Origin of the sequence: Yersinia sp. J1 (assembly GCF_050586585.1) — a bacterium.
GTDB classification, from domain to species: Bacteria; Pseudomonadota; Gammaproteobacteria; order Enterobacterales; family Enterobacteriaceae; genus Yersinia; species Yersinia entomophaga.
The window spans coordinates 209,054-234,712 of sequence record NZ_JBOBDP010000003.1; the positions used below are offsets into that span (position 1 = coordinate 209,054).

Below are 25,659 nucleotides of genomic sequence, written 5' to 3' on the forward strand. Positions count from 1 at the left end.
CGGACCACACGCGTCCGGGGCTATTTACCTTCATAATCAACTATCTGCCATTTCCTTCACCTGCCCTTATTGCGCACGCGTCGCAACTACTTTCCCGCTATGCTAAACTCAGCGGCTTTCTTCAGGTAACCGACGTTAAAAACTTATGAAACACACCGTAGAAGTAATGATTTCCGAGCAGGAAGTAAAAGCCCGTATCGCCGAATTAGGCAGTCAAATCACCGAGCATTACCGCGACAGCGGCAGCGAAATGGTTCTGGTCGGCTTGCTGCGTGGTTCTTTCATGTTTATGGCGGATTTGTGCCGCACTATCAATGTTTCTCATGAAGTCGATTTCATGACGGCCTCCAGCTACGGCAGCGGTATGACCTCAACCCGCGATGTAAAAATCCTCAAAGATCTGGATGAAGATATTCGCGGCAAAGACGTGCTGATCGTCGAAGACATCATCGATTCCGGTAATACTCTGAGTAAAGTGCGTGAAATTCTGCAACTGCGCGGCCCAAAATCTCTGGCAATCTGCACCTTGCTAGATAAACCAGAGCGCCGCGAAGTTGAAGTTCCGGTTGAGTGGGTTGGTTTCAAGATTCCAGACGAGTTTGTTGTTGGCTACGGTATTGATTACGCGCAGCGTTATCGTCATTTGCCGTATGTAGGCAAGGTGGTCATGCTCGACGAGTAATGGTGGTCGGTACTGCGCGTTCGCACTTTAAGGTTGGGAAGTGCTCGCTATCCTCATAGACAGAAAGTCCACTCCGGTAGCTGCGCGCCAGGCTAGAGTCTGTAGAAATAACCAAGGGCACAATGTGCCCTTGACGTGTTACATCGCTTTGCCTTGTAATAATGTCGCCATCGCTTTTCGGTAGACCATTTCCAGACTGCTTAGGCTGGTGGCCGAAACCTCTAAATCGCGCAGCAAACCATCTTCAATGCCGTAAACCCAACCGTGAATCATCGCTTTCTGCCCGCGTTTCCAAGCGGAGCGCACGATAGTGGAGTGACCAAGGTTGTAAACTTGCTCTACGACGTTGATTTGGCATAACACGTTGCTGCGTTCTTCCTGCGGTAGCTCGCCCAGCAAAGAGCTATGTTTGTACCACAGGTCGCGGATGTGCAGCAGCCAGTTGTCGATCAGCCCCATTTCCTCGCCTTTGATTGCCGCTTCAACGCCGCCGCAGCCGAGGTGACCACAGATAATGATATGTTCGACCTGCAATACATCAATGGCGTATTGCACCACGGACAGACAGTTTAAATCGGTATGGATAACCAGATTGGCCACATTGCGGTGAACAAATAATTCCCCGGACTTCAGTCCGGTTAACTGCTCCGCAGGAACCCGGCTATCCGAACAACCGATCCACAGGAAGCGCGGTTTTTGCGCTTGGGCCAGATGCTCAAAAAAATCAGGATCTTGTTTGCTGATGGAGTTTGACCAGCTGCGATTGTTCGCGATGAGCTTTTGGATTTCTTCCATCGATGTTAATAACCTGTAATAAACGAATTGCGATAGGATAATATACGGCAAGCATTATGATTTAGAAATCGGAACAGTTGTTTCGGGTGAGATACAATGTTGTCCGCGTCACGTCTTCCTGGCATTTATCGGGTTTCCCTCTGCTCCCTGTGACTTGTCTCTCGTCAAATCAGCAGGCTAACCCATTGATATTTAGTCCCGAAAGACATTCATTGAATAAGGTTCATGTTTACTTATGACATATGCACTGGAATTAACGCAGTTGACCAAAACCTACGCTGGTGGCGTTCAGGCACTGCGCGGTATTGATCTATGTGTTGAGGCAGGGGATTTCTATGCCTTGCTCGGGCCCAACGGTGCCGGTAAATCGACCACTATCGGTATTATTAGCTCGCTGGTGAATAAAACCTCGGGGCAGGTACAGGTATTTGGTTACGATATTGATAAGGATATCGTCAATGCCAAGCGTCAGCTCGGTCTGGTGCCGCAGGAATTCAACTTTAATCCGTTTGAAACCGTGCTGCAGATCGTTATTACTCAGGCAGGTTATTACGGCGTTACCCGCCGTGAAGCGCTGGATCGCGCAGAAAAATACCTCAGTCAGCTTGATTTGTGGGGCAAACGCAACGAGCGTGCCATTCGCTTGTCCGGCGGGATGAAACGTCGCTTGATGATCGCCCGTGCGCTGATGCATCAGCCAAAACTATTGATTCTGGATGAACCTACCGCTGGTGTAGATATAGAGCTACGTCGTTCGATGTGGGGCTTCCTGAAAGAGCTGAATGCGCAGGGCACCACCATTATTTTGACTACGCATTATCTGGAAGAAGCGGAAATGCTGTGTCGTAACATCGGTATTATTCAAAACGGTGAACTGGTGGAAAACACCACCATGAAACAGCTATTGAGCAAGCTAGAATCAGAGACTTTTATCTTCGACCTGGGGGCGAAAAGCGCCTTGCCGCAGTTGGAAGGCTACCAATATCGGCTGATAGATACTTCCACGCTGGAAGTGGATGTGAAGCGCGATCAGGGTTTGAACGGTTTATTCAGCCAAATGAGTGCGCAGGGTATTCAGGTATTGAGTATGCGAAACAAAGCCAACCGTCTGGAAGAGCTGTTTGTTAATTTGGTCAATGGCAACGGGGGAGAAAAAGCATGACCCGCCTGTATTGGATCGCTCTGCAAAGTATCTGGATCAAAGAAGTGACTCGATTTGGTCGTATTTGGATTCAGACATTGGTACCGCCAGTCATCACTATGTCTCTGTATTTTGTAATATTCGGTAATCTAATCGGCTCCCGTATCGGTGATATGGGCGGGGTGGATTACATGCAGTTTATCGTTCCCGGCCTGATTATGATGGCGGTTATTACCAACTCTTACGCCAACGTGGCGGCCTCGTTCTTTGGCGCCAAGTTCCAGCGCAGTATCGAAGAATTACTGGTAGCGCCGGTTCCAACTCACATAGTGATCGTCGGTTATGTGGGCGGCGGCGTGGCGCGTGGGATTTGCGTCGGTATTTTGGTGACAATTATTTCTCTATTCTTTGTACCTTTGCAGGTACATTCCTGGCCAATGATCGCTTTAACCGTGCTGTTAACCGCGATTCTATTTTCTCTGGGGGGCTTACTTAACGCGGTATTTGCCAAAACCTTCGATGATATCAGCCTGATTCCGACCTTTGTACTTACGCCCTTGACCTATCTGGGTGGCGTCTTCTACTCCTTGACGCTGTTGCCTCCTTTCTGGCAGGCGGTGTCTAAGCTGAATCCAATTGTCTATATGATTAGCGGATTCCGCTATGGCTTCCTCGGTATTACCGACGTGCCATTGGTATTTACCATTGGGGTTTTGGTGCTGTTTATCGTCGTGTTTTATGGCTCAGCCTGGTACCTGATTGAGCGTGGCCGTGGGTTACGCACTTAATTTCAACCTTCAGGTATTATCGTTAAAAGGACAGCACTGAGCTGTCCTTTTTGCTATTTGCATCGTTAAACATAAAATTCTGAAACTAAATTAATCGTAATAATTAATGATCTTAGTGAATATGGTCTTTCTCACGCTTTAGCATCTCATGCTATGCTGGCTTACCAGAACTCTCTCTTTCATTCAGCGCAGTTACGCGCATAAGTAGAACGATAATGTGGCATAAAAACAGAATAGCGATTGGGATGCTACTCGTTATTGTCATGTCGGTAATCATTCCGGCAGCCCATGCAGACCTCCTGCAAGAAGAAACGGCAGTGCCTTCTAGGTACATGGTCGCCGATCGTAACAGTGAAATTTATGCGCTGATTGGTGAGCATGTGATTCCCGTTGGCGAGGTTAAAAAAGGGCAGCTATTACAGGTTTTCCCGGCCGCGGCGGAATATTATGAATTCAAGTTTGGCCACGGCATCGGTTTTATTGATAAAGACGATCTGCGTGAGATTAATAAAGCCCAAAAAATGAATGACAGATTAGGCGATCTGAATAAACCAACGCCTAATCAAAATATTCTGACCAAGCGTGCGACCAAAATTTATCTTGAGCCGGATACCGCTAGCGAAGAACTTGGCGTATTGGAAGAGAATCTGCGTTACCCGATTATTGGCAAATTGAAAGATCGCCTGAATAACAGTTGGTATCAGATCAACATTGGCGATCGCTTAGGCTATGTTAGCGGCAATGAAACTGAAATTGATAATGGCATTCCGGTGCTGACTTATCATCATATGCTGAAAAATGAAGAGAATAAGCGCTTTAGGAATACCTCGACCACCACGTCTGACGTGGCGTTCAGTAATCAGATGGCGTATCTGAAACAAGCTGGTTATGACACTATTTCGATGTATCAGCTTGAGGCTTACTTGAATAATCAAATCAATCTGCCGGCGAAAGTGGTCGTGCTAACATTTGACGATGGTTTAAAATCGGTCAGCCGTTACGCTTATCCAATTTTGAAACAACAGGGTTTCCGCGCTACTGCATTTATTATTTCTTCGCGCATCAAACGCCATCCGCAGAAATGGAACCCTGATTCGCTACAGTTTATGAGTATTTCGGAACTGAAACAGATTCAGGATGTATTTGACGTTCAGTCTCACACTCATTTCCTGCATCGGACCGATAACGCACGTCATCCAATCTTATTGAGCCGCTCTTACCATAATGTCATTTTTGATTTTGAGCGATCCCGACGGGCATTATCGCAATTTAATCCCCACGTGATTTATTTGTCTTATCCGTTTGGCGGGTTTAATCAGAATGCGATTGAGGCGGCAAAGAATTCAGGTTTCCATCTGGCGGTGACGACCATACAAGGGAAAGTCAAACCGGGGGATAATCCGTTTACCTTAAAACGGCTATACATCTTACGCACCGATTCTATCCCTACCATGGCTGAGCGCATCGCCAACCAGCCGGGAGCCGTTGTAGCCAAGGCTATACCAGCGGTGATTGAGGCTGAGTAGGTTTGCGAAACCAGTCTCGTCGATCAAAGAGAAAGGAGCCTAAAATGGCTCCTTTTTTACGTATTGAGTAAGACGATTATATCGGCTAACGAAAGGGCGTATTGCCGCGCCTAAATCGCTAGGCAACCTGCACCGGAACCGCTTTGGCTTTGCGCTGTAGTTGGTTGTCGCCTTCGAAATAGGCCACTTTAGGATGGTGCAAACGGGCGTCCACGTCTGACATCTGAACGTAAGAACAGATAATCAGTTTGTCGCCAACGCAAGCGCAGCGCGCTGCCGCCCCGTTGACAGAAATAATGCGTGAGCCACGCTCAGCCGCGATGGCGTAAGTAGAAAAACGCTGACCGTTATCAACGTTATAAATATCAATTGCTTCGTATTCGAGAATCCCAGCGGCTTCCAGAAAATCCTGATCGATGGCGCAGGAACCTTCATAGTGCAAATCAGCCTGAGTCACTTTAACCCGATGAAGTTTGCCTTGCAGCATAGTACGTATCATAGCCTTACCCTTAACCCTAATGTAAACCAGCGAATCTCTGCCAGGCGGAGTTCTCTGGATGAATAACGCTGATGGCGTCAATACTGAGGCAGCCTGCGTTCAGTATATCGACTCAGTTTTGCCGATTTTATAGGTGCTGTCTATATATTGGCGAAGCCTACCGTAAGATAAATTATGACGAAGAATATTTCTGTTGGAAGACTAATGGCATGGGGAATAATCAAGCCGGATACGAACTGAGCACAGAGTATTTTGCTTCAGGCCGTATCCGGTTTATCGGATAAATGCGAGGTTAGTTGATTAAATCAACCTGCTGATTATCGATCAAACGGGCTTTTCCTAACCAGGCGGCCATAAGAATCACCGCGCGCTGGCTTTCAACGGTCAGCGGTTGTAGTGTTTCAGCATCACGGATAAACAGCTCATCCGGAGTGAAGCCCGCTGCGCGAAGCTGTTCCGCCGTGGTTGCCAGCAATTCATCAATCTGACGCTCGCCCAAGGTGAGTTTTTCAGCCAGATCGTTCATGATTTTCGCCAACTGAGGCGCAATCTTGCGTTCTTCTGCAGTCAAATAGCCGTTACGAGAGCTGAGTGCCAAACCGTCTTTGGCGCGCTTGATCGGCACACCGATAATCTCGATGTCATAGCCCATATCGGCTACCATTTTGCGAATCAACGCCAATTGCTGGTAATCCTTCTCGCCGAAACAGGCGATATCCGGTTGGACCAGATTGAACAGTTTGCTGACGATGGTGGAAACGCCACGGAAATGACCGGGGCGGCTGGCTCCTTCTAAAATGGTCGATAAAGCGGGGACATCCACGTAAGTCTGCTCTTCTAAACCTGCTGGATAGACTTCGCTGGCTGCGGGAGCGAACACCAGATCTACGCCTTGGCGAGTCAGCTTCTCACAGTCTTCCTGCAGGGTTCGCGGGTAGTTGGCTAAGTCATCCGGGCGTTCAAACTGCATGGGATTGACAAAGATACTTACCACCACTACATCGGCACGGGCTTTGGCTTCTTCCACCAGAGCAAGGTGTCCATCATGCAGATTGCCCATGGTTGGAACCAACGCAATTCGTTTGCCATCCTGACGCCAACGGCGGATTTCCTGACGTAAAAACGGCAGGGTTTCGATAATCAGCATTCCCTTTCTCCTGAGTTATTGGAAGCAGTGCTCTTCAGCCGGGTAGATTCCCTGCTCAACTTCCTGAATATATTGTTGGATCGCCAAACGGATATCGCCAGCCTGAGCCAAAAAGTTTTTGCTGAACTTTGGTGTATGGCCACTAGTGATACCGAGAGCATCATGCATAACCAAAATTTGTCCGTCAGTAACATTTCCGGCGCCAATACCGATAACCGGAATGGCCAGCTCTTCAGTGACTCGGCTCGCCAGTTCTACCGGCACGCATTCCAACACCAAGAGCTGAGCGCCCGCCTGCTCGAGCGCAATGGCGTCTTTGAGTAATTGGTTGGCTGCAACTTCTTCCCGACCTTGTACTTTATAACCGCCAAATATATTAACCGACTGCGGCGTAAGCCCCAGATGGCCGCAAACCGGCACTGCGCGCTCCGCCAGCATGCGAACGGTATCGCACAGCCAGCTTCCACCTTCCAGCTTCACCATATTGGCTCCGGCGCGCATTAGCTCGGCCGCGTGGGTAAAAGTTTGTTCCGGCGTGGCATAACTCATAAAGGGCATATCGGAGAGCAGGAGGCAGTTAGGCGCGCCGCGACGGACTGCGCGGGTGTGGTAAGCCACATCGGCGACGGTGACTGGGAGAGTGGAGTCAAAGCCCTGTAGCGTCATCCCAAGAGAGTCACCCACCAGCATGACCTGAATACCTTGCTCATAGAATAGTTGAGCAAAGCTGGCGTCATAGGCGGTGAGAGTCGCAAACTTACGCTTTTCCTGTTTCCATTGGCGCAAGTGGGTCAGAGTAGTCGCTTTCATTATTCGTTCTCCAGAAAATAACCCGACAGACCCGAATAACGGAGCGTTATCACACTTGCGGCCTGCAATCAGTTAACGCCAGTCTACCGCTGATTAGTGCATGTAGATAAGGCAGTTACATTATAAATATAGTGGTCTGAATGCTAGCAAACTCTCGGCAGGAATGCACAGAAGGGATAAAAGGTAGGAAGGGGAACGCGAGAGAGCTCGCAACTTAATTTGCAATTACCAAGGGATAAGGCCGTTCTTTGGCACCAATTTAAGGCGATCTACCAGGGATTCTCCGTCGGGGAAAATCAAGTCTGGCGCGATGTCTGCTAGCGGATACAGCATAAACTCGCGCTGTTTCAGACCGTAATGCGGCACCGTCAGACGTTCGGTATTAATCACTCGATCGCCGTACAGCATAATATCCAGATCCAGCGTGCGGGGTCCCCAGCGCTCATCTTTACGCACACGTCCCTGATTACGTTCGATTTCCTGGGTATGATCGAGCAATTGTTCTGGAGGTAACGCCGTGTCGAGAGCGACCACGGCGTTAAGAAAATCAGGCTGATCCTGTGGTCCAAGGGGTTTAGTGCGATAAAGCTGCGAACAGGCGACCAAACGGGTGCGCGGAAGGTGTTCCAGCGCCTCCAAAGCGGTTTTAACCTGTTGCAGCGGTTGTGCAAGGTTGCTGCCCAACGCGATATAAACCCGGATCATAGACCTGTTATGCCCCTTCTTTACGTTGGGTTGGCTTGCGCGGACGGCGTGAGCGAGAACGGCGCGGCGCAGGGTCGGCACCCAAAGTATTCAACATCGCTTTTTGATGCGGCGGCGTAGCTTCCTGGAATTCACCCCACCACTGAGTTAAACGCTGTAGTTCATGGTTGTTTTCCACTTCTGCACGCAGAGCCAGCAAATCGTAGGCCGCGCGGAATTTCGGATGCTCCATCAGTTTGTGCGCCCGTTTGCCCTGACGGCGAGATAGACGTAACTGCAACAGCCAAATATCCCGTACCAGCGCAGTAATGCGTTTTGGAATGGCCAGTGAACGGCATTCTTCATCCAAAATATCATTCATCGCCAGCGCGAAGGCATCGTAATAAGCCAGACCGCTTTCCTGCGCCAGTTTTTGCGCATGTTCGATCAATGGATACCAAAGCATAGCTGCAAACAGAAACGCCGGGTTGACCCGCTTATCATTTTGCAGACGGTCATCGGTATTTTTTAATACCTGAACCAGAATTCGCTCCATTGGCGAATCATTATGCTCAGTAAAATTACGGGCAATCAGCGGGAATAACGGCTGGAAAAGCTGATATTCACACAGTTTAAGATAAGTTTTGTAACCGTAGCCGGATTGCAGCAGTTTGAGCGATTCTTCGAACAGACGCGCTGGCGGAATCTCACGCAGCAGCGAAGCTAAGCGCGGGATCGGCTCGGCGGTTTCCGGGCTGATGGTCATATCCAGCTTGGCGGCAAAACGCACGGCGCGCAGCATTCGTACCGGATCTTCACGATAGCGAACTTCCGGATCGCCGATCAGGCGAATAATCCCTTGCTTCAGATCGCGCAGGCCGCCGGTGTAATCCCGCAGGGCAAAATCGGAAATTCCGTAATACAGGCTGTTGATGGTGAAGTCACGGCGCTGTGCATCTTCCTCGATGGATCCAAAGATGTTGTCGCGCAGCAACATACCGTTCTGAGCTTGCTGAGAAGAATTTTTATCATTGCCCTCAGGTTGTTGCTGTTCGTGATGACCGCGGAAGGTGGCCACTTCGATAATTTCCGGCCCGAACATCACGTGAGCCAAACGGAAACGGCGGCCAACCAAACGGCAGTTACGGAACAGTTTACGAACCTGCTCGGGCGTCGCGCTGGTGGTGATATCAAAATCTTTTGGTTTTTTGCCAAGCAGTAAGTCGCGGACACCGCCGCCGACCAGATAGGCTTCATAGCCTGATTTATTCAGACGATAGAGTACCTTCAGCGCATTATCGCTGATTTCTCTGCGGGAAATATTGTGTTGATCCCGTGGGATTACCGTCATTTGACGTTTTTCCTCAGGCTGCACCGCTTGTTTGACGCGGCCGGTATCAGTTCTAGCGGGCCTTTTTTCTTTGCGGGCCACTTTATCTTCACCGGTAACTTTATCTTCACGGACAGTTTTGTCTTCGCGGATCAGTACCTTACGGCAGAAATTGGCTACTCGGGTAAAAATGGTACACCTCGATAGTGACTAATAATAAACAGAACTACGGAAAAACAGCGGCTAATCATAGCTCACCGAGGTTCCTTTGAGAATGCCGTTATGTTTTCTGGCTGAGTTATTGCACCCTGATGGGGAAGTAAATCCAGGCTCCAGTGTTCAACTGCCCAGCGTAATAATAACGATAGATCAAGATCTTGCCAGCTTTCTGCCACCGGTTGACGCAGAAATTTCAGTGCGGCGACTAAAATTGGGCGCGGATCGCCATCAGGTAGCGGAGGCGCGTGATTCTGCTTAGATAGCTTATTACCGTCATGATTCAACGCCAATGGCAGATGAATATAACTCGGCACCGGCGCCTGCAACTGGTGATACAGCGCAATCTGACGCACCGTAGGCTCGATCAAATCGGCTCCGCGCACGATTTCTGTCACGCCCTGAAACGCATCGTCTACCACTACCGCCAGATTGTAGGCGAACAGCCCATCACGACGGCGAATGATAAAATCCTCTTCAGCCAACGCGGGATCGGCATGGAGCGATCCCAGCAGTCGATCTTGAAAAACGTAAACCGGATGGGTTTGGCGCAGACGGATAGCGGCGTTATCGGGCGGTAAATGCAGGTTGCGGCAATGACCGTCGTAGAAACCGCCAATTTGCTGAATGCGGCGACGGGTACAGGTGCAGTAATAGCTTAATCCTTGTTGGCGCAGCCAATCAAGGGCGGCGCGGTATGCATCGAGGCGTTGGGATTGATAGATAACCTGACCGTCCCAGTGGAGGCCATAATGGTCTAAAGTGGTGAGGATGCGACCAGCAGCGCCCGGAATTTCCCGAGGCGGATCAATATCTTCAATACGAACTAACCAACTTCCGCCTTGAGCACGGGCTTGCAGGTAACTTCCGAGGGCCGCAATCAGCGAGCCAAAGTGTAAATCTCCGGAAGGAGAGGGAGCAAAGCGCCCCACATAGCGATGATTTTCTGACATAAATAGAGGGAGGTTGCTCCCGTTGTGTTATGCGGTGCCAGGGAAAGCCCGGCACCGTGTTACACGTTCTTGCTGAATTAGCCAGCCATCTGCTTTTCGCGGATTTCAGCCAAAGTTTTACAGTCAATGCATAAATCCGCAGTTGGCCGTGCTTCCAAACGGCGAATACCGATTTCTACACCACAAGATTCGCAGAAACCGAAATCGTCATCTTCTACTTTTTTCAGCGTTTTCTCGATCTTCTTAATAAGCTTGCGCTCACGATCGCGGTTACGGAGTTCAAGACTGAATTCCTCTTCTTGAGCAGCGCGGTCAACCGGGTCAGGGAAGTTAGCAGCTTCGTCTTGCATATGAGATACAGTACGATCTACTTCATCCCTGAGCTGATTGCGCCATGCTTCAAGAATCAGCTTGAAATGCGAAAGCTGGGCGGCATTCATATACTCTTCGCCTGGCTTCTCTTGGTACGGCTCCACCCCAGCGATGGCGAGAATGCTCAAGGACGAGGTTTTACGTTTTTGCCCTTCTTGCATGATGCTTCTCCTACATTCATACGCACTATCGAACGATTCCCCAAAGTACGGGGGAAAAATCAGGCCGCTATAAATAACAGATGGAAGGTAGGTTGGCAATTATTCCTGTCGCCTGCTTGACAATGCTGTGAAGGAAGGCGTATTTGGCGAGACCCTATGCGGCAATCGGCTTTTTATTCAGCAGTTGGCCACTAGTGACTAAACCGTTAATAACGGTATACGAGCAGCAAGCTCAATACCGCCAGGCGATAGTTGAAAACCGTAACAGATAACTTCCACCCCAGACGCTTGAGCCTGCGCCAGCAAATCGGCATAACGCGGGTCAATATGTCGGGACGCTGCAACCTGGGTAATACCCGAATGCAATACGGCAAAGAACAATACTGCCCGGTGCCCATCGGCAACCTCGTTTTTTAGCTCCCGCAGATGCTTCTGACCCCGTAGCGTCACCGCGTCGGGGAAATATCCGCACTGTTGTTGCAATAAGGTTACAGACTTCACTTCAATATAGCAGTTGGATCTATTTTCTGCCTGTAATAACAAGTCGATACGGCTATTTTCCGCGCCGTACTTTACCTCAGGGTAGACAGCACTGTAACCGGATAATTCTGGTATTGCATCCAGTGTTATTGCTTCGTAGACTAACTCATTGGCACGCATAGTATTAACGCAGATCCAATCCCCGGTTTGGGTATGGGTGAGCTCCCAGGTATGGGGATATTTACGCTTAAGATTGTCCGAAGTGGAATACCAAACTGTGTCACCCGGTGTTGCACATCCGGTCATGGCTCCGGTATTGGCGCAGTGAATAGTGAGGGTTTCACCTTCGGGCGTCATCACATCCGCTAGAAAACGCTTATAACGCTGAATCAGAGTGGCGTGTTGCAGCGGGGTCTTAAATCGCATCTTGTTTCCTTTTTTTCTCACCCAATGGCCAGCTTTGTATCACTTTATAGCGAGTACGCCCACGGCTATAGACGGATTCATAAAGCGAGAACTGGCTCGGCGTAAATTGGCCGGCGTCTACTTTGGGCGGCAGGTTGACCGGGCGTGTGGCATGGCGAAACAGCGTGACATGGGGGTGAAACGGCATCGGGTTTTGGTAGCAACCGCTGCGTGCCGCCTGAGATCGCAGCAATTCTGCTAGCTGTAGCAATCCTCTGGGGGCTTGTTTACAGCCGAGCCATACCACGCCGGAACCGGGCCAGTGGCCGAGATCGTCCAGAGTCACGGTAAAGGCCGGCTGCTCGATACGGCCAGCCAGTTGCCGAAGCGCCTGCGATTTCTGCTCGCTCACTTCTCCCAGAAAGGCCAGCGTCAAATGCAGATTGGCGGCGGCGATCGGGCGGCCGGTTTCTTCGGGGAAATGATCGGCTCGCCACTGAATAATGTGCTGTTGGCGCGATCGCGGCAGTGCCAAAGCGAAAAACAGGCGGCGGCTCGGATTATTTGCTAAATCTGTCATTAATAAGGTTTCGCATCGTTAAAGCCTGGCTAAATACGGCGTAAGGGCTAGATGCTACAATGCCTGACTGTGAAAGTTAACCTTCGTGGAGTGTGCTGTGTCTTCTTTGCCCGTCAGTGCTGTTGTTGACGATCTATTATCTGCGTTGCAATCTTCGCCGCAAGTCTTGCTTCATGCCCCAACTGGCGCAGGGAAGTCCACTTGGCTGCCGCTGCAAATTCTGCAACGGGGCGGGTTGGCAGGACGCATTATCATGCTGGAACCTCGTCGGCTGGCGGCAAAAAACGTAGCTTATCGTTTGGCGCAGCAACTGGGGGAGGAACCGGGGCAAACCGTGGGTTATCGCATGCGTGCCGAAAGTAAAACCGGCCCGAATACCCGGCTGGAAGTGGTTACCGAAGGTATTTTGACCCGGATGTTACAACAGGACGCTGAGTTGCAAGGCGTGTCGCTGGTGATTCTGGATGAATTCCATGAGCGTAGCCTACAGGCGGATCTGGCACTGGCGCTGCTGTTAGACGTACAGCAAGGGCTGCGGGAAGATTTGAAGCTGTTAATTATGTCAGCAACGCTGGATAACCAACGGCTTTCTGCGTTATTGCCTGATGCTCCAGCGATCGTTTCTGCCGGGCGCAGTTTCCTGGTAGAACGCAGCTATCAGCCACTATCCAGCCATGAGCGATTAGAGGATGGCGTTGCCAACCGGGTGAAACGCTTACTGAACCAAGAATCTGGTTCTCTGCTGCTGTTTTTACCCGGAGTGACGGAAATTCATCGGGTTATGGAACGTTTGAGCGGTGAAGTGGCCGCAGATACCGATCTTTGTCCGTTGTACGGCGCACTGCCGCTGGGCGAGCAGCAAAAGGCCATTCAGCCAGCGGCTACGGGTCGCCGCAAAGTGGTGTTAGCCACCAATATTGCTGAGACCAGTTTAACCATCGAAGGCATTCGGCTGGTGGTGGATAGCGGGTTGGAGCGGGTTGCGCGTTTTGATCCTAAAAATGGTCTAACAAGATTATTAACTCATCGTATTAGTCAGGCGTCAATGATTCAGCGGGCTGGGCGAGCCGGTCGATTAGAATCCGGGATTTGCTGGCATCTGTTTGCCAAAGAGCAGGCGGAGCGAGCGCCGGAATACGCCGAGCCGGAAGTGCTCAGCAGCGACTTATGCAGTTTCTGGCTGGAACTGCTGCATTGGGGGTGTCAGGACGTTTCCCAGCTAAACTGGCTGGATTGTCCGCCCGCGCCTGCTTTATCGGCGGCACAGGATCTACTGCGGCGTTTGGGAGCCATTGATGACAACGGCCAGTTGACGATGATGGGGCGATCTATGGCTGCGTTGGGCTGTGAGCCGCGTTTAGCGGCGATGCTGTGTGCGGCGGCGAAGCATGGCGAGGACGCACTAGCGACAGCCGCGCTGCTGGCAGCAATTATTGAAGAACCCCCACGCGGCGGCCAGATCGATTTACATGATTGGCTCAGTCGCCCTCAGGCTCATTGGCAGCGACGCGCCAGACAATTACAGCAACGTTTGCCGCAGCGGGCAGGCAGCGTCAATAGCGATTTGGCCGGTTGGCTATTGGCACTGGCCTATCCGGACCGTATTGCGCAGCAGCGTGGCCAGGATGGGCGTTATCTGCTGGCTAACGGTATGGGCGCGGCAATGGCGCAGGATGAAGCTTTGTCGCGTGCTCCGTGGCTGGTGGCGATGAGTTTGTTACAAAATGCCAGCGGGCCGGACGCACGCATCTTGCTGGCGCTGCCGGTTGATATCGATCAATTGGTTAAACAGTCTCCCCACTGCGTGACGGAACAAACGGCGGTGGAATGGGATGAAGAAAAAGGGACTTTGCGCGCCTGGCGCCGCTGGCAGATTGGCCGCTTAACTCTAAAAGCCCAGCCGTTGAGCAAACCCAGCGATGAGGCGTTACAGCAGGCATTGCTGAACTGGGTGCGTGAGCAAGGGCTAAATGTATTGAATTGGGATGAGAATGCCCGCCAGCTTCGCACTCGCCTACATTGTGCCGCGCGCTGGCTGCCGGAGGCCGAATGGCCTGCGGTGGACGATCAGAGTTTGCTGGACAATCTGGCGCTGTGGCTACAACCCTCTCTACAGGGTGTTCGCGATTTGCGCGGTCTGCGGCAGGTTAATATTGCTGAAGCTTTAACCCGTTTATTAAGCTGGCAACAACGTCAGCGGCTGGATAGTGCGCTGCCAAGTCATTACACTGTGCCCACGGGTAGCCGCCTATCTATTCGTTATTATGATGATAAACCGCCGATATTAGCGGTGCGGCTACAGGAAGTTTTTGGTGAACAAAGCAGCCCGCGCCTTGCAGAAGGGCGGGTTGCCGTGGTGCTGGAGCTGTTATCTCCCGCTCACCGCCCTTTACAGATTACCGGTGATTTGGCCGCGTTCTGGCAGGGAGCCTATCGGGAAGTACAAAAAGAGATGAAAGGGCGTTATCCCAAGCATGTCTGGCCGGACGATCCGGCGAATACCTTACCGACCCGGCGCACCAAGAAGTATCAGCGCTGATTATTTCAGATGTTTCCTCTTCCCCCGCTCTGAGGTGGAGGGGACATTAAGCGGCTATGCCGGCCAATACGCGTGGAAGTAGTGGAGAAAATGCATGTCAGATGACCGCGAGCCTACGGGGCGCAAAGGTAAAAAACCTGCGGCCAAATCCGCGTTGAAACGGCCCTTGGGTCGCCGACGTAATGAAGATGATTATGAAGAAGACTATCTGGATGATGATGATCGCGACGATGATGACTATGACGACGAGGATAAACCCGTGCCAAGAAAGGTAAAATCCCGTCCTGCGCGCAAAAAGCGCCGTTGGCTCGGCCTATTGATCAAACTGTTTATCGTGGCGGTGGTATTGCTGGCGGTTTACGGCGTATATCTTAACTCGCAAATCCGCAGCCGTATTGATGGCAAAGTTTGGCAACTGCCAGCAGCGGTTTATGGCCGCATGGTTAACCTTGAGCCGGGCATGGCTTACAGCAAAAAAGAAATGGTTAATTTGCTGGAAGGAATGCAATACCGTCAGGTGAGCCGCATGACCCGACCGGGCGAGTTTACGGTGCAAAACGACAGTATTGAAATGCTGCGTCGACCGTTTGATTTCCCGGATGGTAAAGAAGGGCAGATCCGCGCTCGTCTGGTATTCAAAAACGATCGTCTGGCGCAGATTGTCAATCTGGATAATCAGCGAGATTTCGGTTTCTTCCGTCTCGATCCTAAATTGATCACTATGCTGCAATCGCCAAACGGCGAGCAGCGCCTGTTTGTACCACGCGCTGGTTTCCCGGATCTGCTGGTAGATACCTTGCTGGCAACGGAAGATCGTCATTTCTACGAGCACGACGGTATCAGCCCTTATTCCATCGGGCGTGCGGTAGTGGCTAACCTGACCGCGGGGAAAGCGGTACAGGGCGGTAGTACCTTGACTCAGCAGTTGGTAAAAAACCTGTTCCTGACCAACGAGCGATCTTTGCTGCGTAAAGCCAACGAAGCCTACATGGCGCTGTTGGTGGACTATCGCTATAGCAAAGATCGTATTCTGGAGCTGTATCTGAACGAAGTGTATCTCGGTCAGAGCGGCAGCGATCAGATTCGCGGTTTCCCGCTGGCTAGCCTGTATTACTTTGGTCGTCCGGTGGACGAACTGAGTCTGGATCAACAGGCCATGCTGGTAGGGATGGTGAAAGGGGCGTCGCTGTACAACCCGTGGCGTAACCCGAAACTGGCGCTGGAACGACGCAATCTGGTGCTGAAACTGCTGCAAAATCAGGGGATCATCGATGTTGAGCTGTATAACATGCTCAGCGCCCGTCCTCTGGGCGTACAGCCGAAAGGCGGCGTCATTACGCCACAGCCTGCCTTTATGCAGATGGTTCGTCAGGAGCTACAGGAAAAACTCGGCGACAAGGTAAACGATCTGTCCGGCGTGAAGATCTTTACTACTCTCGATCCGGTATCACAGGACGCCGCTGAGAAATCCGTGGAAGACGGCGTTCCGGCGCTGAAAGCGGCACGCAATATCAAAGATCTGGAAGCGGCGGTAGTGGTGGTCGATCGCTTTACCGGCGAAATCCGGGCAATGGTCGGCGGCGCGCAGCCACAGTTTGCCGGTTTCAACCGGGCTATGCAGGCGCGGCGTTTGATTGGTTCTCTGGCGAAACCGGCGACTTACCTCACCGCCCTGAGTCAGCCGGACAAATATCGCTTGAATACTTGGCTGGCGGATCAACCGGTGTCTATCAAATTGCCGAACGGCACCAGCTGGCAGCCGAAGAACTATGATCGCCAGTTCCGTGGGCAAGTGATGCTAATGGATGCTTTGGTAAACTCGCTGAACGTACCGACGGTGAATCTGGGGATGGCGGTTGGTTTGGATCAAATCAGCGCCACGCTACAACGCTTGGGCATTCCTAAATCGGTCATTAACCCAGTTCCGGCTATGCTGCTCGGGGCTATCGATCTGACGCCAATAGAAGTGGCGCAGGAGTATCAGACTATTGCCAGCGGCGGTAACCGAGCCATGTTGTCGGCGGTGCGCTCGGTGATTGCGGAAGACGGTACCGTGCTGTATCAGAGCTTCCCGCAGGCGGAGCGTATGGTTCCGGCACAGGCGGCTTACCTGACGTTGTACACCATGCAGCAAGGGGTACAGCGCGGGACTTCTCGATCTCTGTCTGCCAAGTTTGGGAAATACAATCTGGCGGCGAAAACCGGTACTACCAACGATTTGCGCGATAGCTGGTTTGCCGGTATCGATGGCAAAGAGGTAGCCATTGTTTGGGTTGGGCGCGATAACAATGGTCCCGCCAAGCTGACCGGGGCGAACGGGGCGTTAACGCTGTATCGTCGCTATCTGGAAAACCAAACTCCGCTGCCGTTGATGCTACAACCGCCGGAAGGGATTAGTCAGATGAGTATTGATTCTGCCGGCAACTTTATTTGTGACGGTGGCAGCTGGCGCACCATACCAGTGTGGACCGAAAACCCGCAGGGCCTGTGTCAGGCAGCGGCTGAACCGCAGCCACAGACCGAAGGTGACGGTGTAGCCGGTTGGATCAAAGATATGTTCGGGCAGTAACTTCCCGCTAAACTGGCGCGGCTTCGGTCGCGCCAGTCCTTTCCTGATTTTCCCTCGTATTATCCCTGACGTCCGCTCTTTTGATCTGGCTCAGAGTTATCCCGCCGCTATCCGTGGATGATGCTGGCCCCTCTGAGAGTGCTCAGCGGTGGCAGGCAATGCTGTTTTTCCGTTAATATCATCGCTGATTATCGTCCGCCCGCAGATCTTGCAGTGGGTTGGTTATTACGCATAAACTGATTGCTTTGATAATTATTATCGTTTTTATTCATTTTCTCATCGTGCCGTTATAACAGGGCGCTATGCTAGGTAATATGCAGGATAGACAGGCTAGGCAATCCAGTAACTTCACTCTTCGGGAACTGAGCTTTTCCGTTCCCGGCCGAACGCTATTACAGCCGTTGTCGCTGAGTTTTCCGCAGGGAAAAGTATGCGGATTGATTGGCCATAACGGTTCGGGCAAATCCACCTTGCTAAAAATGCTGGGTCGCCACCAGTTGCCATCCGCCGGTGAAGTGCTGCTAAACGATATTCCGTTGAGTCAGTGGGATAACAAAGATTTCGCTCGCGAAGTGGCCTATCTGCCGCAGCAATTGCCCGCTGCAGAAGGGATGACGGTGCGTGAGCTGGTCGCTATTGGCCGCTATCCGTGGCATGGAGCATTGGGGCGTTTTCGGCAAGAAGATCGCCAACAGGTGGAGGACGCTATCGCGCTGGTGGATCTCAAGCCTTTGGCTAATCGATTGGTGGACAGCTTATCCGGCGGCGAACGTCAGCGCGCCTGGTTGGCGATGATGGTCGCGCAAAACAGTCGCTGTCTTTTGCTGGATGAACCCACTTCCGCGCTGGATATTGCTCATCAGGTTGAAGTACTGAGTTTGATCCAAGGTTTGAGCCACGAGCGCGGTCTGACGGTGATTGCAGTACTGCATGATATTAATATGGCCGCTCGTTACTGTGATTATCTGGTGGCGCTACGCGGCGGTGAAATGATCGCGCAAGGAGAATCTGAATCCCTGATGCAGGGCTCAGTCTTGGAGCAAATTTACGGCATCCCGATGGGAATTCTGCCACATCCAGCCGGCGGTGCGCCGGTAAGTTTTGTCTATTAATGAATCGATTTTCCTCTGCTGTACCCGATAGAGAACGTCGCCGTTTGCTGATAGCCCTGGCGGTTTCGCCATTGCTTTTTGCCCTGCCGGGCCGAGCTGCATCTTATCCTGATAGCGACAAGATCGTAGCGTTGGAGTGGCTGCCCACCGAGCTGCTAATGGCTCTTGGCGCTACGCCGCTGGGCGTGGCTGATATTCATAATTATCGCCAATGGGTGGAAGAACCTAAGCTACCCGCCAGCGTGATTGACGTGGGTCAGCGTACCGAACCGAATCTGGAGTTGTTGCAGCAACTGGCTCCCTCACTGATTTTACTCTCTGAAGGCTATGGCCCTACGCCGCAGAAACTGGCACCTATCGCACCGAGTATGAGTTTTGCTTTTAACACGCCGGGTGGCTCGCCGTTTGCATCGGGCAGAAAATCCGTGCGTGCCTTGGGGCAACGTTTAGGAATGGAGAAAGCGGCAGAGCGTCATCTGGCCGAACTTGAGGCTTTTATCCTCGCCGCCCGTGGGCGATTGCAGGGCTATAACTCAGGTTCGTTACTGATGTTTTCTTTGCTGGATAGCCGCCATGCGCTGGTGATAGGGCAAAATAGCCTGTTTCAAGGGGTTCTTGACGAGCTCAACATCAAAAATGCCTGGCAGGGGGAAACCAATCTGTGGGGCAGCACCATCGTTGGTATCGAGCGTTTGGCACAGATTAATCCGGGGAAAGCTATCTGTTTTAACCACAGTAACGACCAGTTGCTAAAACAGGTTTCCAGTACGCCGCTATGGCAATCAATGTCCTTTGTGCGCCAGCAACGGTTGCGGGTACTGCCGCCGGTATGGTTCTACGGCGCAACCTTATCGGCGATGCGTTTTGTTCGTTTACTGGAACAAGCGTTGGAGCAACCTTCATGAGTGCCGCTTTCCTGCGTTCTCAACGGTTAATACCTATAGGGCTGATTTCTCTGCTGTTGGCTTTCGGTGCGGCGTTAACGTTGTATAACCTCAATCAATTGCTCCCGTTTACCGACTGGTCTCAGGCGCTATGGTCGCCCAATATCGACGATGTGCGACAAATGCTGTTTTATTACAGCCAGTTGCCTCGGGTGGCTGTAGCGTTACTGGCCGGTGCCGGTTTAGGTCTGGTGGGGGTATTGTTCCAACAAGTATTACGCAACCCGTTAGCTGAACCTGCCACTTTGGGGGTGTCTGCCGGTGCTCAGTTAGGGTTGACGGTGGCAACGCTATGGATGCTGCCCGGCGGTGATTTCACGCGTCAACTGGCGGCGATGGCCGGTGGTGTGATCGTCGGCTTACTGGTATTTGGCGTGGCTTGGGGCAAACGAATGTCCCCGATAACGCTGATTCTAGCCGGTTTGGTTCTGGGGCTGTATTGCAGCGCGTTGAGTAACTTACTGGCGTTGTTTAATTACGATCAACTACAGGGACTTTTCCTGTGGAGCAGTGGGACGCTGAATCAGCAGGATTGGAGCGCGGTGCAGTTTATTCTGCCTCGCCTGTTACTTGCCGGGCTGTTGGCGGCTCTGCTGATACGTCCGCTGACTTTACTGGGGCTGGATGATGGCGTGGCTCGTAATCTGGGGCTAGGCCTGTCGCTGGCTCGCCTTGGTGCGTTGGGGCTGGCGATCATTTTCAGCGCGATGCTGGTCAATGCCGTTGGGGTTATCGGTTTTATTGGCCTGTTTGCTCCGTTGCTGGCGAAAATGCTCGGCGCGCGGCGCTTGTCGCAGCGGCTGCTGTTGGCTCCTTTCATCGGTGCGTTATTACTGTGGGTGACCGACCAGATTATGGTTTGGCTCACACCGGTGTGGCGTGAAATTCCCACCGGTGCCGCGACGGCGTTAATCGGCGCGCCGCTGTTGCTATGGCTGTTGCCACGTTTACACAGTGTCACGCCGCCGGCGATGAATATTGGCGATAAAGTGCCGGAAGAGCGCCAAGGTTTACTGAGATGGGCTAGCGCCGGCTTATTACTGTTACTGGCGGGATTGGCGGTGGCTCTGCTGTTTGGCCGCGACGGTCATGGTTGGCAGTGGATTGGCGGCGATCATCTTTCGGCGCTGTTGCAATGGCGCTGGCCGCGGGTTCTGGCTGCTCTGGCTGCCGGAATGATGCTGGCGGTAGCCGGTGCGTTGATACAAAAACTGACCGGCAACCCAATGGCTAGCCCGGAAGTGTTAGGTATTAGCTCTGGCGCGGCTTTTGGCGTGGTAATTATGCTCTTTATTGTGCCGGGCAATGCCTTGGTATGGTTGTTACCCGCAGGTAGTTTGGGTGCGGCGGTGACCTTATTCCTGATTTCGTTTGTCGCCGGGCGCGGCGGTTTTTCTCCCGGCAGAATGCTGCTGGCGGGGATCGCGGTCAGTACTGCGTTTACCACGGTAATCACCATGCTGCTGGCCAGTGGCGATCCGCGAATGCGTGGTGTGCTGGCGTGGATTTCCGGCTCTACTTATAACGTCACCGGTTCACAGGCATTATCTACCGCCATTATCGCGCTGGTGCTGATGGCTTTGGCTCCGCTATGCCGTCGCTGGCTGATGATTTTGCCACTGGGCGGTGTAACGGCGCGAGCGGTAGGAATGGCACTGGCTCCTAGCCGCCTGGCGATATTGCTGCTGGCCGCCAGCCTGACCGCCGCCGCCACCCTAACCGTGGGGCCGTTGAGCTTCGTCGGCCTGATGGCGCCGCATATGGCGCGGATGCTGGGCTTCCGTCGTGCTATTCCACAGTTAATCATTGCGGCCATCATCGGCGGCCTGCTGATGGTGTTTGCCGATTGGTTCGGGCGTATGCTGCTGTTTCCTTACCAGATTCCGGCGGGTCTGCTGGCAACCTTTATTGGCGCGCCTTACTTCGTCTATTTGTTACGTAAACAGAGCAATTAAGCCTTTTATCAGGCGCAGAGAAGACTCGTGCTCTGCGCCAAGTCCTGCCATTTTATAGGGGTATTATACCCTCAGGAAATTATTCTAACCTGACGTAAATTCACCGTTGAAAACTCGGCTAACTCACCGTATTTATTCGTGATTTTCTGTCGCGATCGCATTTTGAAAAGCCTGTTAATAATTTATTTGTGAATGGAAATTATTTGTATTAGTGTTTACGCGTTTTTACACTCCGTCATAACTTCCTTCGCGGTACGCTAATGAAAAATAATCGTCAGAAGTTGTTCACAGAAACTGTTGTTATCGCCACGGCACTGCTGAGTGGCAGTGCTTATGCCGCCGCTGAGACTAACGCCGATACTATGGTGATCTCCGCCAGTCGCACTAATAAAACCGTGGCGAATATTGCCCAGACCACCTGGATTATCGATAACCAGCAGATCTCCGAGCAGGCCGGCGGCGGAAAAGATATCAAAGAAATTCTGGCGCAATTGGTACCGGGTATGGACGTCAGCAGTCAAGGGCGTACTAACTTCGGCATGAATATGCGTGGCCGCGAAATGATGGTGCTCATCGACGGAGTGAGGATGAATACCTCCCGTGCCGGTAGTCGTCAGTTGGATTCTATCGATCCCTTCAATATAGAACGCGTAGAAGTGCTTTCCGGCGCCAGCGCGCTGTACGGCGGCGGCAGTATTGGCGGTTTGGTCAATATCATTACCAAAAAAGGTAAGCCGGGTTCCGAGTTTGAATTCGCAACCGGCGCTAAAAGCGGTTTCAATAATAGCGATGATATGGATAACAACTTTGGCGCGGCGTGGAGCGGCGGCAATGAACATATTGACGGACGCCTTTCTGCTTCTTATCGTCGGTTTGGCGGCGGGTACGATGGCAAAGGCGATCCTATCACCATGGACATCACCCAGACCGGTTTACAGTATTCCGACCGTCTGGATCTGATGGCCAATGGCGGTATTAATCTGGATACTAATCGCCGTATCGAAGTGCTGGCGCAGTATTACAAAAGCGCCGGTGATGGCGATCACGCGCTGTATTTAGGGAAGGATTTCTCCGTTGTGACCGGCAAAGGCGGAAACGCAGAAAACCGCAGCGGTATGTATTCGGACCGCATTCCCGGCACGCAGCGTAACTTGCTGAATTTCACTTATACCGATAAAGATTTCTTCGGTCAGGAATTGTTGGCTCAAACTTATTATCGTAACGAAAAGCTGGATTTCCATCCCTTCCCGCGGCTGAGCGCCAATAAAACCCAAGTCGATAGTTATTCCACTTCGCAGCAAAATACCCGTCAATACGGTGCAACGGTAGCCATGACCAGTCAATTGACCGACAGGTGGAATCTGACTTACGGCGCGGATATTGATCGGGAGGAGTTTGATGCTAATCAGATGAGCTTCGATATGGCGAAAGCCAATGCCAGTGGCGGCATGAATATGAGCAGCATTTATCAGATTGGCCGCTATCCGGGCTACAGCGTGACTAATAGCGCACTGTTTATGCAAACGGACTATGCGTTAACGGAAATGTTCACGCTGAACGGCGGTGTGCGCTATCAATATGCGAAAAACACCATCAACGACTTTGTGGGAACCACTCAGCAGGAAGCCGTTGCCTCTGGTCAGGCTAAAAGCGCCGATGCTATTCCCGGCGGCACAACCAGCTACGATAATCTGTTATTCAACGCTGGCGTATTGGCACATTTGACTGAAAATCAGCAAATGTGGCTGAACTTCTCTCAGGCGTTCCAATTGCCAGACATCGGTAAATATTACGGTCAGGGCAACTACGTCAAAGTGGGCGACCACTATCAGCTAAAAGACAGCATTAACGTAGCGGATTCTCGCCTGCAAGGGATTAAAACCAACTCCTATGAGTTAGGCTGGCGCTACCTGGGCGATAACGTCACGACCCAATTGGCGGCCTATTACACGCAGTCGGATAAATCGATTAACTACAATAAATCCACGTTAAATATTGATGTGGTGGATAGCAAACGTCGTATTTACGGGATTGAAGGGCAAGTTGATTACAGTCTGCCAATGCCAGAATGGACTACCGGTGCCTCTTTCAACCTGATTCGCTCTGAAAACCAGACAAAAACGGGCTGGAGCAAAGTGACTATCACTGAAGCCAGCCCGTCAAAACTGACCGCTTATGTAGGCTGGACGCCGGGAGACTGGAATTTGCGAGTACAAACTCAGCAGGCGTTCGACGTGACCGACGGCGCGGGAATGAAACTGGATGGCTACAATACTGTGGATATGTTGGGTTCTTACAGTCTGCCGGTGGGCAAGGTTTCTTTCTCTATCGAAAATCTGCTGGATACGGAATACACCACGATTTGGGGCCAACGGGCGCAGGTCTTCTACAGCCCGCTTTATGGGCCGGCCTCGCTGTATGATTTCAAAGGGCGCGGACGAACCTTTAATCTCGGTTATTCTGTGACTTTCTGATAGCCCGCAGGGAATAAAAAAACCCGCTTAAAAGGCGGGTTTTTTTACGTTTAACGTCAGGTGAACATTACAGCTTGGCGAAACAGCGGCGAGCGGCATCCACGGTTTTCTGAATGTCTTCTGCGCTGTGCGCTACGGACATAAAGCCAGCCTCAAAGGCGGACGGCGCCAGATAAACCGCTTCTTCCAGCATCAGATGGAAGAAGCGTTTGAAACGTTCCACGTCGCAAGCCATGACGTCCTGATAGCAAGTCACTGATTTAGCGTCGGTAAAGAAAAAGCCGAACATGCCGCCAACGTGGTTAACCACCAGCGGGATATTCTCCTCTTTTGCCGCATGCAGCAGGCCCGCGGCCAGAGTGTCGGTCAGCTCGGTCAGAGTTTCATGTACGCCAACCTGCGATACTTCCGTCAGACAGGCATAACCGGCGGCCATGGCAATCGGGTTACCGGACAAAGTCCCCGCCTGATAAACCGGGCCGGTCGGCGCCAGCGCTTCCATGATTTCCTGACGGCCACCAAAGGCACCCACCGGCATACCGCCACCAATGATTTTACCCAGACAGGTCAGATCCGGCTCTACATTGTAATAGCTTTGCGCACCTGCCAATGCCACGCGGAAACCGGTCATGACTTCATCGATAATCAGCAGTGCGCCGAACTCGTCACACAGCGCGCGCAGGCCTGGCATGAATTCTGGCAGCGGCGGTACGCAGTTCATATTGCCGGCAACCGGCTCGACAATGATGCAGGCAATGTCCTGCGGATATTGTTCGAAAGCGGCGCGAACGGAGGCCAAATCGTTGTAAGTACAGGTCAGGGTGTGCTTGGCGAAATCAGCCGGAACGCCCGGAGAGTTAGGCTGCCCAAGGGTCAGAGCGCCGGAACCGGCTTTAACCAGAAGGCAATCGGCGTGACCGTGATAACACCCTTCAAACTTGATGATTTTGTCGCGATGAGTATAGCCGCGCGCCAGACGGATGGCACTCATGGTAGCCTCAGTACCGGAGTTAACCATCCGCACCATATCCATGGTTGGCACCAGATTGGTGACCAACTCAGCCATTTTCACTTCCATCTCTGTTGGAGCGCCGAAGCTCAGGCCGCGCTCAACCGCTTCAATCACTGCATTGCGCACCGCCGGATGATTATGGCCGAGCACCATTGGCCCCCAAGAACCAACATAATCGATATAGGCTTTGCCATCGACGTCGAAAAGGTAAGCGCCATCAGCCCGATGGATAAAGAGTGGTACGCCACCGACACCGGTAAATGCACGCACCGGAGAGTTAACCCCACCGGGGATCAACTGTTGCGCTTGGGCATACAAACTTTCGGACTTATTCATTAACTGGCTCCTGAATTGGGCTTGGCAAGGAATTAATCCGTTCATTCTAAAGTACTGACGGCGGTTATCAAATAATTGGGCATCTTTCGTGTAGGAATGCGGGCTATAAACTGCTTTCTCATTAAGGAAGAGAGATCGCCAATTAGCGG

At 51.9% G+C, this 25,659-nt stretch carries 21 protein-coding genes; 10 read left to right on the forward strand and 11 right to left on the reverse strand.

The genetic code is table 11. The features are described 5' to 3' along the window. Window positions 1–145: 145 nt before the first annotated feature. Window positions 146–682: a hypoxanthine phosphoribosyltransferase gene (gene hpt / locus ACQ4OC_RS07975; protein WP_049598727.1), complete on the forward strand. Its 537-nt coding sequence runs from the start codon at window positions 146–148 to the stop codon at window positions 680–682. A 138-nt stretch (window positions 683–820) separates the two neighbouring features. On the opposite strand, the gene can is transcribed toward hpt, so the two are convergent. Next, a complete protein-coding gene (gene can / locus ACQ4OC_RS07980; RefSeq protein WP_049601342.1) occupies window positions 821–1,477 on the reverse strand; it encodes a carbonate dehydratase in 657 nt (218 codons plus the stop codon). Window positions 1,478–1,712: 235 nt separating this feature from the next. Here can and ACQ4OC_RS07985 point away from each other — a divergent pair, with 235 nt between their 5' ends. The 3 genes from ACQ4OC_RS07985 (at window position 1,713) to ACQ4OC_RS07995 (ending at window position 4,932) form a co-directional block, all read left to right on the forward strand. Then, complete coding sequence (locus ACQ4OC_RS07985) at window positions 1,713–2,639, forward strand: ABC transporter ATP-binding protein (RefSeq protein ID WP_064516469.1); 927 nt, start codon at window positions 1,713–1,715, stop codon at window positions 2,637–2,639. Beyond that, window positions 2,636–3,406 (forward strand): ABC transporter permease, encoded by a 771-nt coding sequence (locus ACQ4OC_RS07990; RefSeq protein WP_430971070.1) that lies wholly within the window; start codon window positions 2,636–2,638, stop codon window positions 3,404–3,406. The genes ACQ4OC_RS07985 and ACQ4OC_RS07990 overlap by 4 nt, the downstream gene beginning before the upstream one ends. 215 nt (window positions 3,407–3,621) lie before the next feature. Then, window positions 3,622–4,932 carry a polysaccharide deacetylase family protein gene (locus tag ACQ4OC_RS07995; RefSeq protein ID WP_430971071.1) on the forward strand — a complete coding sequence of 437 codons (1,311 nt, stop codon included), beginning with the start codon at window positions 3,622–3,624 and terminating at the stop codon, window positions 4,930–4,932. A 118-nt stretch (window positions 4,933–5,050) separates the two neighbouring features. On the opposite strand, the gene panD is transcribed toward ACQ4OC_RS07995, so the two are convergent. From panD to thpR, 9 genes are all read right to left on the reverse strand, one after another. Further along, window positions 5,051–5,431, reverse strand: coding sequence for an aspartate 1-decarboxylase (gene panD / locus ACQ4OC_RS08000; RefSeq protein WP_049601330.1), 381 nt, complete (start codon window positions 5,429–5,431; stop codon window positions 5,051–5,053). Between the two features lie 292 nt (window positions 5,432–5,723). Next, complete coding sequence (gene panC, locus ACQ4OC_RS08005; protein WP_064516476.1) at window positions 5,724–6,578, reverse strand: pantoate--beta-alanine ligase; 855 nt, start codon at window positions 6,576–6,578, stop codon at window positions 5,724–5,726. Window positions 6,579–6,593: 15 nt separating this feature from the next. Next, entirely contained in the window at window positions 6,594–7,388 is a 795-nt protein-coding gene (gene panB, locus ACQ4OC_RS08010) for a 3-methyl-2-oxobutanoate hydroxymethyltransferase (protein ID WP_064516478.1), read from the reverse strand. A 225-nt stretch (window positions 7,389–7,613) separates the two neighbouring features. After that, window positions 7,614–8,093 carry a 2-amino-4-hydroxy-6-hydroxymethyldihydropteridine diphosphokinase gene (gene folK / locus ACQ4OC_RS08015; RefSeq protein ID WP_064516480.1) on the reverse strand — a complete coding sequence of 160 codons (480 nt, stop codon included), beginning with the start codon at window positions 8,091–8,093 and terminating at the stop codon, window positions 7,614–7,616. Between the two features lie 7 nt (window positions 8,094–8,100). Beyond that, window positions 8,101–9,423, reverse strand: a complete 1,323-nt coding sequence (gene pcnB, locus ACQ4OC_RS08020; RefSeq protein WP_235600973.1) for a polynucleotide adenylyltransferase PcnB — start codon at window positions 9,421–9,423, stop codon at window positions 8,101–8,103. Window positions 9,424–9,656: 233 nt separating this feature from the next. Next, on the reverse strand, window positions 9,657–10,571 hold the full coding sequence (gene gluQRS / locus ACQ4OC_RS08025) for a tRNA glutamyl-Q(34) synthetase GluQRS (protein ID WP_064516483.1): 915 nt from the start codon (window positions 10,569–10,571) through the stop codon (window positions 9,657–9,659). 77 nt (window positions 10,572–10,648) lie between these two features. Next, entirely contained in the window at window positions 10,649–11,104 is a 456-nt protein-coding gene (gene dksA / locus ACQ4OC_RS08030) for an RNA polymerase-binding protein DksA (protein WP_002209354.1), read from the reverse strand. 198 nt (window positions 11,105–11,302) lie between these two features. Then, window positions 11,303–12,010, reverse strand: a complete 708-nt coding sequence (gene sfsA / locus ACQ4OC_RS08035; RefSeq protein WP_064516485.1) for a DNA/RNA nuclease SfsA — start codon at window positions 12,008–12,010, stop codon at window positions 11,303–11,305. Continuing rightward, entirely contained in the window at window positions 12,000–12,569 is a 570-nt protein-coding gene (gene thpR, locus ACQ4OC_RS08040) for an RNA 2',3'-cyclic phosphodiesterase (protein ID WP_064516487.1), read from the reverse strand. The genes sfsA and thpR overlap by 11 nt, the downstream gene beginning before the upstream one ends. Before the next feature lie 97 nt (window positions 12,570–12,666). On the opposite strand from thpR, the gene hrpB reads away from it, so the two are divergent. From hrpB to ACQ4OC_RS08070, 6 genes are all read left to right on the forward strand, one after another. Further along, complete coding sequence (hrpB, locus tag ACQ4OC_RS08045) at window positions 12,667–15,108, forward strand: ATP-dependent helicase HrpB (RefSeq protein WP_430971072.1); 2,442 nt, start codon at window positions 12,667–12,669, stop codon at window positions 15,106–15,108. Between the two features lie 94 nt (window positions 15,109–15,202). Further along, window positions 15,203–17,677: a bifunctional glycosyl transferase/transpeptidase gene (gene mrcB, locus ACQ4OC_RS08050; protein ID WP_064516491.1), complete on the forward strand. Its 2,475-nt coding sequence runs from the start codon at window positions 15,203–15,205 to the stop codon at window positions 17,675–17,677. Between the two features lie 314 nt (window positions 17,678–17,991). Further along, entirely contained in the window at window positions 17,992–18,789 is a 798-nt protein-coding gene (gene fhuC / locus ACQ4OC_RS08055) for a Fe3+-hydroxamate ABC transporter ATP-binding protein FhuC (protein ID WP_120805408.1), read from the forward strand. Window positions 18,790–18,839: 50 nt separating this feature from the next. Further along, window positions 18,840–19,694, forward strand: coding sequence for a Fe(3+)-hydroxamate ABC transporter substrate-binding protein FhuD (gene fhuD / locus ACQ4OC_RS08060; RefSeq protein WP_430971095.1), 855 nt, complete (start codon window positions 18,840–18,842; stop codon window positions 19,692–19,694). Then, window positions 19,691–21,688: a Fe(3+)-hydroxamate ABC transporter permease FhuB gene (gene fhuB / locus ACQ4OC_RS08065; protein ID WP_064516495.1), complete on the forward strand. Its 1,998-nt coding sequence runs from the start codon at window positions 19,691–19,693 to the stop codon at window positions 21,686–21,688. The genes fhuD and fhuB overlap by 4 nt, the downstream gene beginning before the upstream one ends. 260 nt (window positions 21,689–21,948) lie before the next feature. Beyond that, window positions 21,949–24,162, forward strand: a complete 2,214-nt coding sequence (locus ACQ4OC_RS08070) for a TonB-dependent siderophore receptor (RefSeq protein WP_064516496.1) — start codon at window positions 21,949–21,951, stop codon at window positions 24,160–24,162. 67 nt (window positions 24,163–24,229) lie between these two features. Here the strand turns inward: ACQ4OC_RS08070 and hemL are convergent, their stop codons facing one another. Then, window positions 24,230–25,510, reverse strand: coding sequence for a glutamate-1-semialdehyde 2,1-aminomutase (hemL, locus tag ACQ4OC_RS08075; RefSeq protein WP_430971073.1), 1,281 nt, complete (start codon window positions 25,508–25,510; stop codon window positions 24,230–24,232). Window positions 25,511–25,659: the final 149 nt, after the last annotated feature.